The organism is Phormidium sp. FACHB-592 (assembly GCF_014695795.1).
In the GTDB taxonomy this organism is placed as follows: Bacteria; Cyanobacteriota; Cyanobacteriia; order Leptolyngbyales; family Leptolyngbyaceae; genus Stenomitos.
This window is the reverse complement of sequence record NZ_JACJOZ010000103.1, coordinates 188,776-202,286: the sequence shown is the minus strand read 5'-3', so window position 1 is coordinate 202,286 and position 13,511 is coordinate 188,776. Positions and strand designations below refer to the sequence as shown.

14 protein-coding genes and 2 tRNA genes are annotated in these 13,511 nt (G+C 50.1%); 8 read left to right on the top strand and 8 right to left on the bottom strand.

Annotated features, from left to right (window positions below):
• Positions 1-32: 32 nt before the first annotated feature.
• Together speB and H6F86_RS27650 are read left to right on the top strand one after the other, a co-directional pair.
• Positions 33-941: an agmatinase gene (gene speB / locus H6F86_RS27655; RefSeq protein ID WP_190453469.1), complete on the top strand. Its 909-nt coding sequence runs from the start codon at positions 33-35 to the stop codon at positions 939-941.
• Between the two features lie 187 nt (positions 942-1,128).
• Positions 1,129-1,674, top strand: a complete 546-nt coding sequence (locus H6F86_RS27650) for a thioredoxin family protein (protein ID WP_206756118.1) — start codon at positions 1,129-1,131, stop codon at positions 1,672-1,674.
• Positions 1,675-1,782: 108 nt separating this feature from the next.
• Here the strand turns inward: H6F86_RS27650 and moaC are convergent, their stop codons facing one another.
• Entirely contained in the window at positions 1,783-2,301 is a 519-nt protein-coding gene (moaC, locus tag H6F86_RS27645) for a cyclic pyranopterin monophosphate synthase MoaC (protein ID WP_190454369.1), read from the bottom strand.
• Positions 2,302-2,335: 34 nt separating this feature from the next.
• Here moaC and H6F86_RS27640 point away from each other — a divergent pair.
• Positions 2,336-2,409, top strand: a tRNA-Arg gene (locus H6F86_RS27640).
• Positions 2,410-2,509: 100 nt separating this feature from the next.
• Positions 2,510-2,980 carry a gamma-glutamylcyclotransferase gene (locus H6F86_RS27635; RefSeq protein WP_190453466.1) on the top strand — a complete coding sequence of 157 codons (471 nt, stop codon included), beginning with the start codon at positions 2,510-2,512 and terminating at the stop codon, positions 2,978-2,980.
• 68 nt (positions 2,981-3,048) lie between these two features.
• Here the strand turns inward: H6F86_RS27635 and H6F86_RS27630 are convergent, their stop codons facing one another.
• From H6F86_RS27630 to H6F86_RS27620, 3 genes are all read right to left on the bottom strand, one after another.
• On the bottom strand, positions 3,049-3,645 hold the full coding sequence (locus H6F86_RS27630) for a zf-HC2 domain-containing protein (RefSeq protein ID WP_190453463.1): 597 nt from the start codon (positions 3,643-3,645) through the stop codon (positions 3,049-3,051).
• 184 nt (positions 3,646-3,829) lie between these two features.
• Positions 3,830-4,486 carry a sigma-70 family RNA polymerase sigma factor gene (locus H6F86_RS27625; RefSeq protein ID WP_190453461.1) on the bottom strand — a complete coding sequence of 219 codons (657 nt, stop codon included), beginning with the start codon at positions 4,484-4,486 and terminating at the stop codon, positions 3,830-3,832.
• A 99-nt stretch (positions 4,487-4,585) separates the two neighbouring features.
• Entirely contained in the window at positions 4,586-4,759 is a 174-nt protein-coding gene (locus H6F86_RS27620) for a hypothetical protein (protein WP_190454470.1), read from the bottom strand.
• Positions 4,760-5,181: 422 nt separating this feature from the next.
• On the opposite strand from H6F86_RS27620, the gene H6F86_RS27615 reads away from it, so the two are divergent.
• Positions 5,182-5,799: a L,D-transpeptidase gene (locus tag H6F86_RS27615; RefSeq protein ID WP_242033720.1), complete on the top strand. Its 618-nt coding sequence runs from the start codon at positions 5,182-5,184 to the stop codon at positions 5,797-5,799.
• 71 nt (positions 5,800-5,870) lie between these two features.
• On the opposite strand, the gene H6F86_RS27610 is transcribed toward H6F86_RS27615, so the two are convergent.
• Positions 5,871-6,422, bottom strand: coding sequence for a late competence development ComFB family protein (locus H6F86_RS27610; protein WP_190453457.1), 552 nt, complete (start codon positions 6,420-6,422; stop codon positions 5,871-5,873).
• Positions 6,423-6,528: 106 nt separating this feature from the next.
• Positions 6,529-7,407: a M23 family metallopeptidase gene (locus H6F86_RS27605; protein WP_190454364.1), complete on the bottom strand. Its 879-nt coding sequence runs from the start codon at positions 7,405-7,407 to the stop codon at positions 6,529-6,531.
• 386 nt (positions 7,408-7,793) lie between these two features.
• Between H6F86_RS27605 and H6F86_RS27600 the strand changes: the two genes are divergently transcribed.
• Positions 7,794-10,130, top strand: coding sequence for a cation:proton antiporter (locus tag H6F86_RS27600; protein ID WP_190453455.1), 2,337 nt, complete (start codon positions 7,794-7,796; stop codon positions 10,128-10,130).
• Positions 10,131-10,193: 63 nt separating this feature from the next.
• Here the strand turns inward: H6F86_RS27600 and H6F86_RS27595 are convergent.
• Together H6F86_RS27595 and H6F86_RS27590 are read right to left on the bottom strand one after the other, a co-directional pair.
• Positions 10,194-10,265: transfer RNA gene (locus tag H6F86_RS27595), tRNA-Lys, on the bottom strand.
• A 75-nt stretch (positions 10,266-10,340) separates the two neighbouring features.
• On the bottom strand, positions 10,341-11,633 hold the full coding sequence (locus tag H6F86_RS27590; RefSeq protein ID WP_190453452.1) for an ATP-binding protein: 1,293 nt from the start codon (positions 11,631-11,633) through the stop codon (positions 10,341-10,343).
• Between the two features lie 366 nt (positions 11,634-11,999).
• Here H6F86_RS27590 and H6F86_RS27585 point away from each other — a divergent pair, with 366 nt between their 5' ends.
• Both H6F86_RS27585 and H6F86_RS27580 read left to right on the top strand, forming a co-directional pair.
• Positions 12,000-12,224, top strand: coding sequence for a hypothetical protein (locus H6F86_RS27585; protein WP_190453450.1), 225 nt, complete (start codon positions 12,000-12,002; stop codon positions 12,222-12,224).
• 47 nt (positions 12,225-12,271) lie between these two features.
• Positions 12,272-13,489, top strand: a complete 1,218-nt coding sequence (locus H6F86_RS27580) for an AI-2E family transporter (protein WP_199305543.1) — start codon at positions 12,272-12,274, stop codon at positions 13,487-13,489.
• Positions 13,490-13,511 lie beyond the last annotated feature (22 nt).

The window sequence follows — 13,511 nt, the reverse complement described above, 5'->3', positions numbered from 1 at the left end:
CAGGATCAGGTGTTGCTTAAATCAGGTCTGCCATGCTGGTGCAAACGAGTGTTTCTTCGCTGCCGTTCCTAGGTTCTGATGTCGCGGCGACTTACGACAACGCCAAAGTTGTGATTTTGCCGATTCCTTATGAAGCGACAACGACCTATCGTCGGGGCTGTGAGCATGGTCCAGATGCCATTCTCAATGCGTCACAGCAGGTCGAGTATTACGACGAAGAACTCGATCGTGAATTGTGGGAGGTTGGGCTTTACACGCATGAGGCGATCGCTGATACCCGTAACGCTCAGAAAGTTTCCTCTGAAGCAATGCTCCGTGTGACGCAGGGGACGGTTTACAAGCTCGTTTCAGACGGTAAGTTCGTGATCTCGCTGGGTGGGGAACATAGCATCACGACAGGTGTTGTCGAAGCGTATCGGCAGGCAAACCCAGGAGAAGCCTTTACAGTCGTACAGGTAGATGCCCACGGCGATTTGCGCCATGAATACGAGGGTTCCATCCACAATCACGCTTGCGTTATGCGTCGGGTTGTCGATATGGGTTTGCCAACATTACAGGTAGGCATTCGCAGCATCTGTAAAGAAGAAGCAGATCTCATTAAAGAGAAGCAGCTTCCTGTCTTCCGGGCGCGGGAAATTGTTGCTCAACCAGACTGGATTGATCGCGCCCTTGCCAGCATCAAAACTGAGAAGGTCTTCATCACAATTGATCTTGATGGTATCGATCCTACGCTCATTCCCGGTGTGGGCACCCCCGAACCCGGTGGCTTAAACTGGTATAACCTGCTCACCTTTATTCAGCGCATCTTTGCGGCTCATGATGTTATTGGCTGTGATGTCATGGAGCTTGCTCCCATTACTGATTCTGTTGTCTCAGAGTTTACGGCAGCTAAACTGGTCTATAAACTAATTGGTTATCACGCGATCGCGCAAAGTTGGTAATAGCTATTAGTTTTTAGTCGTTAGTTTTTAGAAGAAGTCAGAATTTAGGGAGTAGGAAAGAGGGCTTAGGGAAAGCAGATGTGCAATTCAAAATTTTCTCGCCTCCCCAAACCCTCTTGCTCCGCTAACAACTAAAACTACTCCTTAACGACGCCTCTATCCCCTTCGTTTCACCAAGATTCACTGCATGGAAAAAATGAGTACCGTGATTGGCTGCTATGCTCCTGACTTTGAGATCCCAGGCATTGATGGCTCCGTTCATCATCTGGCACGCTATCTTGAGCGGTTTCGCGCTGTAGGGGTTGTATTTATGTGCAATCACTGCCCCTACGTGCATCGCCATCTCGATCGCCTCAAGCAGATTCAGGCAGAATTCCAAGACCAGGGCGTGACCTTAATTGGTATCAATGCGAACGATGCTGATCGCTATCCTGATGATAGCTTTGACAATATGAAGCAGTTTGCCGCTGCCAATCAACTGAACTTTCCCTATCTGCGGGATGTGACGCAAGAGGTTGCCCAAAGCTTTGGCGCTGAAAAAACACCTCATATCTTTCTACTGAACCAGCAGGGTGTGCTGTGCTATAGCGGCTCGGTAGATGACAGCCCCAACGATCCTGATTCTGTGCAGGTACAGTATCTGCGTGACGCGATCGCTCAAATTTTGAGCAATGCCCCGATTACGCCAACCTCTACCCAGCCTGTGGGTTGTTCAGTCAAATGGCGTGCGTAAATTGGGATACAACCATACCTGCCCTCTTTTCACCTGCTCAGTAGAAGAACTTTGAGCCATTTCTAATGCTCTCTCCTAACCTAAGAGGGCACTTATGGCGCGTCAGTCTTAGCCTTCAAACTGATAGTCGCCTGTTTTGCCGCCTGTTTTACTAAGCAAGTGGATATTTTCGATTTGCATTGATTTGTCGAGCGCTTTTGCCATGTCATAGAGAGTCAAAGCCGCGATCGAAACAGCAGTAAGCGCTTCCATCTCGACACCCGTTTCAGCTTTGGTTCTCACAGTCGCCTCAATGCGGTAGCCCGGTAGAGTTGGTTCTGGCAGCAATTGAACTTCGACTTTATGCAGCGGTAGGGGGTGGCAAAGGGGAATCAGTTGAGCCGTTTGCTTGGCTGCCATGATGCCTGCGAGTCGTGCTGTACCTAGCACGTCGCCTTTAGGAGCATTGCCTGCCGCAATCGCCGTAAAGGTCGCAGGCAGCATTCGTACCTGCCCAACTGCGATCGCTTCTCGAACGGTCTGCTGTTTCGTAGACACATCAACCATCTGCGCTTGTCCCTGAGAATCGAGATGCGTTAGGGCTTGATTGGCAGGAGAAGCAGGAATATCAGAGAAATTTTGTATCATTGCCATAGTGTATGATAAAATTGTGATCTTGCAGGGGCTTGTAGCTCAGTGGACTAGAGCACGCGGCTACGAACCGCGGTGTCGGGGGTTCGAATCCCTCCTAGCCCGTCCCTCAAAGAATCGCCGTGTCATTCTACTACGATTGGCACGGCGATTTTTATGCCCCTATGCTTTTATAGCTAGCAGCTTTTGTCATATAGCGGCAGTCATGTTTCATGTTTTCGTTTATGGCACGCTGAAGCCAGGTGAAAGTAATCACCAAATCTGTGCGAGTAGCGTTTTAGAAGCGCGTCCTGCAATCGCGCAGGGTCAATTGTACGCCTTACCCTTTGGCTACCCAGCGATGGTGCTTAGCACGACAACATGGGATAGAAGCTCGATTGTTCATGGCATCCTATTATCCTTTGCAGATTCAGGCATTTTGGACGTTCTAGATACTTATGAGCAGCATGATCCAGAAATATTTCGTTGTTACGTCCCCCATTTGGTTCTAGCGCAGCATCAGTACGATCGTACGCAAATAAAAGCATACGACCAGGCTCAACGCTTTTTAGGGTTTGCCTGGTCGTATGTGATGTCATTAGAACAAATTAAACGATTGGGTGGCACTTACTTGCCAAGTGGTCAGTGGCAGCAGTCAGAGCAATACTATGCCGAGTTGCCGTCAACTTTAAGCTAACCAATGGCGCATACTTACAAGACTCTGGTTTAAAGGGTTTAACCTGGCAACTGATACTCGCTCAAATACTAGGGAGTACTTGTGCTGGGAGCCGCAGGGATCGTCGCTTCCTTGCTAGGAGCATTAGGCACCACAACGGGCGTTTTTGGGATATCTACTAAGGGCTTATCGAGTGCGACCAATAAGACCTCGTTAGCATTTCCTTGAGGACGATCAATTGCTGTTGGCTGCTGCGTTTCTTTAGCAAGCTGAGGGAGGGGAGACTGCTGACCGGGTAGTATGCTGCTTGCCAGTGCACCAACAAACAGAGCGGCGATCGCTGCACCACCCCAGATAAGAGACAGCTTTGGCTTTTGGTCTACGCGAGCCAACACTTGACTCACTGTTTGTTCTGTAACCTGAGGCGACGAAACTGGTGCAGGCAAACCTTGCAGACCATGACGCAGTTTCAACAAACGAGCATAGAGGCGCTGTACCGTTGGTTCGTTGTCCAACCACTCCTCTACTTGCTTGCGTTCGGCTGCAGTCACTTCCCCATCTAGGTAAGCACTGAGCAGTTCAAACCGATCGCGCTGGATCGAATTGGGTGAGCATGAAGACGAATTTTGACCATTCATGGGAGGCGGCTGACGGTGATCGTTTGAAGGGTTGAAGTTAGAGGACATTGGGGCACCACGTCGTGTGTTGAGAGAACGCACCTAGAAACTGAGAAACAAGCAAGGAGAGAGATATGAGTTGGAAAAAACAGAACGAATCACCAGAAACAGTATGCTACCTAGTCATTAGTAAAGCTTAAGTGACGGGATTAGGCGATAGTCTTAAAGAAGAAGTTGTTAACTATCGTTGCTGTCATTCGTTTCCATCTAAATAGCTTTGAAGTTGAGATTGTAGGCGCAAGCGCGCTCTCGCAATTCTTGACTTTACCGTTCCTAACGAAACGCCAGTGATCTCCGCAATCTCTTCGTATGCCATGCCTTGAATTTCGCGTAGCACGATCGTTGTGCGGAAAACGTCTGGCAAGTCAGCGATCGCAGACTGTAGCTGATCGTAAAACTCTCGTGTTGTCAGAGTCTCGTCTGGTCCCGGCGTATCCGAGGCGATCTCCCAATCCATTTCCCCATCCTCAACCGCCAAACGGGCATCCAGCGATAGCGGCTGGCGATGACGCTTGCGCTTACGCAACTCGTCATAAAAGAGATTGGTAGCAATACGGCTTAACCACCCCCGGAACTTCATTGGCTCTTGCAAACGCTTGATGTGCCGATAGACCCGAATCCATACTTCCTGCACTAGGTCTGACCGATCTTGCCAGTCAGGCGCTAAGTGGTAAAGCACCCGTTCAACATGGGACTGATGACGACGGAGCAGTTCTGCAAAAGCCGCTTTGTCTGGGCTATGCCCAAGCTGACATTGCAAAACCAGGTCAACGTTAGAAAGTTTTTCGGCTGGTAGTGATGGTTCGGCAGCTCTGGGCAGTGACCAAGAGGTAAAAACGGACTGGTTCATGGACTGCGTCGTTCTTAGACATTCCATACTCAGTGACGGTTCTGCTCTGGCTAAAGTTCCCATAACAAGCGTTAAACCGGGTGCGCTCAAACCATGTTTTTACTGGAACAAACTCCGCAGAAGCGGGCTATCGTGCAGCGCCTGGGCGACATTAACAGAATGTGGGGCTGCCTGAGCTACGACAGTAGGCTGACTGGGAGACTGAGCACCCATACCGATAAAGATATTGAGCGAGAACGTAATTGTGCCAGCTAGTAGTAATTTCTCGAACATAGTCGCTCCTCTTGCATTCAAACCACACCACATGGTTCTTGGCCAAAACTAAGGTTCAGTTACAGGAAACCCGGCTGGTATTCCAGAAGGCTCTTACATCACTTCAACGAAATCCTGTCCATAATGTGCCCATTTTGATGAAAGGATTTGCCTAAAATAATCAAGAGAAAATAAAGCTTGCTCACGAAATTTTATAAGCTGAAGCTCTTGTAACGGGCGCATTACTCTATTGGCTGCTGATCCCCCATCATTCCTGACGTTGATTTTATGGAACGTTGATTTTGTATATGCTGAAGATCGAGCAATAGGGAAAGTAGCGCACAACTGCTACTGTCGGTACCCAGTTCAAAGAGTCACTGCCTGCCATTGCCGGAGTCGATTAATCCGAGTAGATTGAAGGTAAGGCTATCGAGCGCTAAACAATGACTGCAACTGTTCGAGACGATCGCCTTTCTCGGAGCATGATGTTTATCTGTGTCGGTGCTGCATTAGTGCTGCTGGGTATTCAGTGGCGTGCCTGGGCAGCCGATGCTCAAAGCACATCAAGCTTGGACAGAAACGCTCTTACAAAGGTTAAACAAGCCTTTAGCAACGGCAAGAATGCCATGAATGCAAAGGTCTCTACTACTGATGCAACGGCATTGGCAAAAAAAGGTGTGAAGCTGATCGTTGACCTGAGCGATCGCCAAGTGTCGGTGTATCGAGAGGAGCAATTAGTAACAAGCTATCCGATCGCCATTGGGCAAGCGGGTTGGGAAACGCCAAGCGGGTCTTTCCAGGTGCTGGAAATGCAGCGTGACCCCAAATGGCAGCATCCAATTACAGGTGAAGTAGTCCCGGCAGGATCGGACAACCCGCTCGGCAAGCGTTGGATTGGGTTTTTGTATGCAGGACGCACACACATTGGCTTTCACGGTACTAACCAGGAAGACCTGATTGGGCAGGCAGTGTCTCATGGCTGCATCCGTATGCGTAATCGAGATGTGCTGGCGCTCTATGAGCAGGTTGCACCAGGAACAACAGTGAATGTACGTCCGTGAGGGCAATTAAGGTAAAAGGCAAAAGTGAGAATGGGCTTACTTTTACCTTTTGCCTTCTCACGTCTTACTTTTTAATTCGGTGCTCCTGGCTGCGGCTCAAAGCTGGGCGCATATGCTTGCAGCAATGCACTCACTTGAGTCAGGATCTCATCGCCAGAGTTTTTGCCAATTGCCTGCCGCTCTGGAAAGAACTCGGGACGATCGAGGTTGCGGGCGATCGCTTCACCGACCTGTTGAGCAATTAAGCCCTGTAGTTCTTCTTTCGCTCGCTGCCGCTGATAGGTTGCCCCTTCTTCCGTTGTGGCATAGAGAGGCAGCAAGCGGTTCAGCGCATAGGCGGCAATGTCACCCAAATCTAGGGTGCGATCGCTCGTTGCCTCAATTTCAGCCACGCGGGCGATTGCCTCCGTGAGTACCAATTCTTCCATCACGTTGATAAACTGCTTGCGAGGAACTGCTACCACTTCCCCAGTCAAGAGCGCCCCCATCAATCGATCGAGTGACATATACTCCTCGATCGACAGTTCTGAAGCCGTATCACAAATCCTGCCAACCTCTGCTTCCATCGCTGGAGTGAGGTAGCCGTCTTGCAGCGCCTGCTCCACGATTTTTTCAATGCTCATAATGCCTCTAAACTCCGCAGCGCCGTTTTTCGACGATTAGCCTTGCATAATCTTGCCCCAGAATGCACATCCAGTATCAACTTAATCGAACTTTCCAACGGTAAAGTTATTCAAACCCTTTATTACGCCAAGGCACTGGGTCAACTGCTTGACCGTTCACATATAAGCCCCAGTGGAGGTGTGGACCTGTGGAGGCACCGGTTCCGCCCAAAGCTCCAATGACTTGACCCGCTTTCACCATGTCACCATTTTTGACCTTGATCTGGCTCAAGTGTAAGAAGATGCTTTCTACCCCCTGCCCATGGTCAATGCCAATACAGTTGCCATGGATCACAAACCCTTTTGCTTCTTGCCCTACTAACGCAACCCGTCCAGCCGCAGGCGCAATAATTGGTGATCCGTAGGCTCCTGCGTAATCTACACCGCGATGGTAGTAGTCATTAGCAAACTTGCCGTTGTAGTAGCGACGCACGCCGTAGCCTGTGGTGATGGGTCCATTATTCGGTTTACGGAAGGAGCCGCTCCACATTTTTTGAGGTGTGACAAGTTTCTTGAAGGCATCGACGCGATCGAATTCAAAGTCTGACAAATCTTGATCTTTACCAGGCGGCAACCAAATTGATTGGGTAGGGAATTTGCGCCCCCGGAGCTGTAGTGCCAGTTCTTTCGTTTCGTTGCTATCGCTTACCCGCAGCTTCAGGGCACCGGGTTTATCAAGTGGGGTCGTTGGCAACAGCGCCCGAAATCGATCGTTGCCGACTGGAAAGGTAGGATAGGTCCGGTTGCCCAGGCTTACTGTTGGTGCTGTGCTGGCAGCAGTAGAATTAATGGTGACAGCTAACGTATCGCCGAGCTGAGGCTGACTTGGCGTAACCTGAGCTAGCAGCGCGGTCGCAGGGTTGATGAATGCCAGCCCTACAGCACCGATCGCCAACGTTGCTATTACTGCTCGCCTTACGTTCCGCGACCCGTACTGTTGCTTCATACTGGACTTATTGCGGTGTGCTGTAGGAGCAAGCCCACTAGTGAGCGTTTGCCACGCTTGACGCACATGATAAAGAATAGGCATACCGTCAGTTCCGTTTCGTTTGCATGACTGGCAGCTAGAATAGCGCCCCTTTGCTCTCGTTTCTATAGCTGCGGTGCTTAGTCAGGATGAAAAGCAGAACAGTAATAATATGTCTAGTTTTTAACATCCCATGCCTGCGGTGGCGGGAACTGCCGCAGCCGTAGAGCGCACGCAACTATACGAGACGTCTTGCTTGGTAGATCGCTCGTACCGCAAATTTTCTCTCTAGCCGTTCCCCGCTCATCCCCAAAAGTTTGTATTCTGATGAGAGAGTCGATACGTTTTTTAACATTTAAGCTGCCGTGCAAGAAGACTTTAGACTGATTGTTGATTTGGTCACGGTGCTGGCGGCAGCGGCAGCAGGCGGTATTCTAGCGGCAGTGTTGCGGCAGCCGATTCTGCTGGGGTATTTGCTGGCGGGCATGATTGTGGGTCCTGCCGGACTGGGGTTAATTAAAGAACTCATCCAGGTAGAAACGCTGGCGCAATTTGGTGTGGCTTTCCTACTGTTTGCCTTGGGTGTAGAGTTCTCTTTCTCAGAACTAAGAAAGGTAAAAGGTATTAGCCTCGGTGGAGGCGGCTTGCAGATCGTGTTGACGATCGTCATTACAGCGCTAGTCTCACTGGGCATGGGGTGGGTGACATCACCTGCTCAGGGCGTATTTTTGGGCGCAACCCTGTCTCTCTCCTCAACGGCTGTAGTGCTCAAGTGCCTGATGGAGCGGAATGAAACAGCAACGCCGCATGGTCAGGTGATGTTGGGCATTCTGGTCGTGCAAGATCTGGCGTTGGGTCTGATGCTGGCGGTGCTGCCTGCCCTTGATAAACCTGTAGAAGAAATTGGCATCGCAATTGGTTGGGCACTGCTGCAAACAGGGCTTTTAGGCTTAGGCGCAGTGATTGCTGGCATTTGGGTCATTCCGCCGTTGTTGCGGTTGCTGGCACGCACAGAAAGTAAGGAATTGTTTCTGCTTGGTGTGGTTGCTATTTGTCTGGGCATTGCGCTGCTGACGGAGCACCTGGGGCTATCGATCGAGATGGGTGCGTTTGTTGCAGGGCTGATGATTTCAGAGGTTGAGTATGCTGATCAGACGCTGAATTACGTCGAACCCCTGCGCGACATTTTTGCTTGCCTCTTTTTTGCCACGATCGGGATGCTAATTGATCCCGTTTTTCTATGGCATAACCTGGAGTTGATTCTGGGTCTGGTGGCGCTGGTCTTTGTCGGCAAATTTCTGATTGTCACGCCGTTAGTACTTCTCTTCCGCTATCCGCTCAAAACAGCACTCATCGCCGGGCTGGGGTTGGCTCAAATCGGGGAGTTCTCCTTTGTGCTGGCAAGTGAAGGGCTGTCGCTGGGGTTGGTGTCGCGCCGCGTCTACTTGCTGGTACTGGGTACAACTGCCGTCACACTGGTGCTGACTCCCTTCATTCTGCGGTTGATCCCACAGCTTTTTGCCTGGGCAGAATCGCTTCCGTGGCTCCAAAAGTATTTAGAACGTACAGACGTTGCCCTTGCAGTTGCAGATGATCTACCGACGCAAAACCATGTTGTCGTCTGTGGTTATGGTCAGGTCGGACGAAACATCGTGCAACTTTTGCGCGAACATAGCTACCCCGTGATTGTGATTGACCAGTCTGAGCGCCGTATTCAAGCGATGCGAGAGGTTGGCATTCCCTACGTTTACGGCAACGCTGCCAGCCTGCATGTGCTGGAGAAGGCTGGGGTGCAGACGGCGCAGGGTATGGCGATCGCCCTACCAGACCCTATGAGTACCCGGCTTTGCCTCAAACGCTCTCTGGAGCTAGCTCCAGACCTGGATGTAGTCGTGCGGGCAACTCAGGATAAAGATTTGGAACTGCTCTACCAGTTGGGTGCCAAAGAAGTGGTGCAACCAGACTTTGAGGCAAGTTTAGAGCTATCCTCCCATTTGCTGACTGGTATTGGTATACCGCTACCTGTCATCCAACGAGAAGTGGGGCAGATTCGCAGTTCTCACTACTTGGGGTTGCGATCGGAAAAGCCCTCTTATCAGGTATCGCGGGAGCTTAAAGAAGCAACTCAGGACATGAATAATCGGTGGTATCCTCTCCCAACCAATTCGCCCCTGATTGGCATGACGGTAGAAGAAACCGACTTGCGTCGCTTGACAGGGGTGAGCCTGATGGCAATTCAGCGAGTCGATGGTGAAGAGCTAGATTACCCCGATGCTAAAACTGCCCTTCAAGCAGGCGATCGACTACTGGTTGTAGGAGAAACGACCGAGCTTGCTGCCTTTGACGAACTGGCAAAAGGAGAAGCCGCTGTTCCGACTGAAAACGCTTCCTGTCAGTGGCTGCTAGTGCCCGAAACTAGCAGGGTTGTTGGTAAGACTCTTTCAGAGCTACATATTCGACGGCAGTTTGGTGTTTTGATTCAGGCAATTCGTCGAGAAGGGAAATTTATCCGCTTCCCCGATGGCAAAAGCGATTTACAGGCAGGCGATCGTCTCTTGCTCTGCGGTGGGTTTTACGCGCTTAGTCAAGCTAGCCAATGGATCGTGCCAGCAGTGGAGCCTGTAGCGTCGCTACCGTTAGTCGCTACCGTTTCAGTGAGTGAACCACTTCGAGAGGCACCTTTGCCAGAGAGCGAGAGTTAGCGTGCAACGTCGATAACGTCTTAGAAAGCGTTAACTATGTTGTTTAGGGCACGCTTGTTTAAATGGGTTGCCCGGGATTCGAACCCGGGACCAGTCGGTTAAAAGCCGAATGCTCTACCACTGAGCTAGCAACCCGCGAGGTGTATTAACTTGAACACCGCTGACAAAGGTAACACAGATTCGCTTGCACTTGCTACAAATTGTTCCTTTTTAGGCAAAAACGGCTGGGGAAACCCCATACTCTAGCGATTGCACAGGAATTTTAATCTGAAATGTCGTCCCTTGCCCTGCTGTAGACGCGCAATGCAGATGTCCACCGTGTTTTTCGACGACAATTTGATGGCTAATTGACAAGCCCAGCCCAGTGCCCTTGCCGACTGCTTTAGTGGTGAAAAAAGGATCAAAGATGTGATGTCTTACAGGCTCTGGTATGCCTGTTCCATTATCAGCAATCTCGATCAGCAGCCAGCCAGTCTCTTGTCTTGTCTGAATACGAATTGTTGGTAAAAAAGGCTTGACTGTCTGTGAAAACTTTGTTTCAGCTACGAGTGCATCGATCGCATTGCTAAGGAGATTCATAAAAACCTGGTTGAGCTGCCCCCCATAGCACTCTACTAGAGGCAGATCGCCGTAGGCTTTGACCACTTGAATACCAGGACGATCGGACTTTGACTTCAGGTGGCTCTGCAAAAGCATAAGGGTACTGTCAATACCTTCATGAATATTGACAGGCCTTTTTTGAGTCTCGTCTAACTGTGCAAAAGTGCGGAGCGACTGCACCAATTGACGAATTCGATCAGTGCCAACTTTCATGGATGACAGCATTTTCGGCAAATCTTCATTGAGAAACTCTAAATCGCTGCTAGCGATCGCACTTTGCACGTTTGCTGTGGGTTGGGGGTACGCCTCCTGATAGGTCTGCAAAAGCCGCAGCAACTCGTGCGTATACTCTGTCGTATGTATTAGATTGCCGTGAATAAAATTGACCGGATTATTAATCTCATGAGCAACGCCTGCAACTAGCTGCCCCAGTCCAGACATCTTTTCGGTTTGAATAAGCTGTAACTGTGCTTGCTGAAGCTGGCTGACTGTTCGCTCTAGCTCCTGGTTTGCAGCCTCCAACTGAGCCGGGCTGGGCAACGCCAACACTTTGGGCACCAGCGGAATGAGTTCTAGCGCTGTAATGACCGAGATAAGTGCAGTGCAGGCTTTGATTGCGCCCGCTACCCAGTACGTTGGATGCCAGATTGTCCAAATATCCATGATGTGCCCAGCACCGCAGGCAATGATGAAGGCACCAAACAGCCAAAAAATCCAGTTGAAAGGAATGTCTTTGCTTTTAGAAACAAAGTAAACTAGCGTCACAGGAATGGAGAAATAAGCAAGCGCGATCGCGCCGTCGCTGATCACATGCAGCCAGACTAACTCCGGCTGCCAAAGATAGCAGTGCCCATGTGCAACAAACCCCTGTGGATTAAGAAAACTTTGTAGCACTTCTAGCATAAGAATCCTCACGAAAACACACGGTGACTTGTCAGCTTTGGTATGAGCGCCTTGCTTTATTAAGGGCACTCATAACTTCAACGGTAGAATGCCCAGATTTGGCGCATCATCATCAAGTCGGTTGAGCAATAGCCGACCTGAATGCTAAGAGCACGTGATTCTAGAGAAATAATTCGGGCTGTAAGCAAAATGACTGCTAAGGTGAAAGATTGTACGAGCAGTACGCACCAAACCTCAAAGCAGTTGATACTTGATGCAATCATCCCCTTGATCGTTTTAACGGTATGCCTCTCATTGCCAGACTAGTTTTGTGATGTTGGGTTATTGCCGCCAGTGTGTGCCGTTAGCAATGAATTGCCACTAGCAATGATTGGATTGATTGGTAAGGTTTTGGTGTTCTCTACAGCGCTAGCGATCGCTATCAAATATGGTGCCCCAGCGCTGTCCCTTGCTCCGACAACAACGAATGCACTCCTTGCGGTCTGGCTACCCGCCACGATCGCCGCATTTACGCTTGGCTGGCGTTGGCAGCGAGAGCGAAAGGGGATGAAGGCTGCCGCCGTAAGCGAAAGCCGAACTTACAAAGGTTAAGGGATGAAGACTGAGCATTGAGTGGGCTTACCTGCTCTGGCTCATTAATGGCTAAAAATTTCTGCCCCTTTCATGTGGAGTGTGCGGTGAACTTGGGTCAATGGATTGGTTTTTTAGCGCTGGTGGTCTGCCTCTATATCGTCTGGCAAATCCGTCAAGTGCTGCTGCTGGTGTTTGCCGCTGTCGTGCTGGCAAATAGCTTAAATCTGCTGTCGCGACGCTTTCAACAGGCTGGAATGCGGCGATCGGTAGCAGTCTTGCTCTCCGTTGGTTGCTTTGTTGCTGTTCTGGTTGGCTTCTTTCTGCTGATTGTGCCATCGTTCGCCAATCAGTTTCAGGAGTTGATTGTGCTGGTGCCAGCAGGGGTCGATCGCCTGAATGGCTGGACGAACAATCTCATTCGCATGGTGCCCAGTACGTTCAGCCCTTACCTGCCTAATCTTGACAGCTTGGGTGCACAGATTCAGCCGTATATCAATCGACTACTTGGCAGTTCGTTTGCTTTCTTCTCTAGCTCACTGGGAGCGGTGGTCAACATCTTGCTAGTGTTGATTTTAGGACTGATGCTGTTAATTAATCCAACAGCGTATCGACGTGGCTTCATCCGTCTGTTTCCAGCGTTCTATCGTCAGCGAATCGATTACATTCTTAAAGAGTGCGAGTCTTCACTGGGTCGGTGGATTGTCGGTGCACTCATTAGTATGAGCGTTGTTGCCGTCCTCAGCAGTACTGGACTGGCATTATTGGGTGTCAAAGCTGCGCTAGCACAGGGCATTTTAGCGGGTTTACTCAACTTCATTCCCAACATTGGTCCAACCTTAAGCGTCGTATTGCCGATGGCAACCGCTCTTCTGGACTCACCCATTAAATCGCTCTTTGTTTTTATTCTCTACATTGCAATTCAGCAGTTTGAAAGTAATCTGCTGACTCCGTTTGTCATGGCGCAGCAGGTTTCTTTATTGCCTGCCGCGAGCTTGTTAGCACAGGTCTTTTTTGCAACAGTTTTTGGTTTTTTGGGCTTGGCGTTAGCGCTGCCGCTTACAGTCGTCAGCCAGATCTGGATTCGTCGGGTTTTGATCGAAGACGTAATGGATCAATGGGGCGTAAAGCATCAAAAGCGCCTGTCTCCTTCGTTAGATGGTCAGCAGCCAACTGATGATTATGCTCCACCTGTGATTACGGAAACTGTGCTACATCCCCGTCCCCTACCGACGGATGAAGCGGCGCTAAAACCAGCAGATGATACGCCGCTCAACAAAGATTAGGCGGCATTGGTAGCCAGGCAGC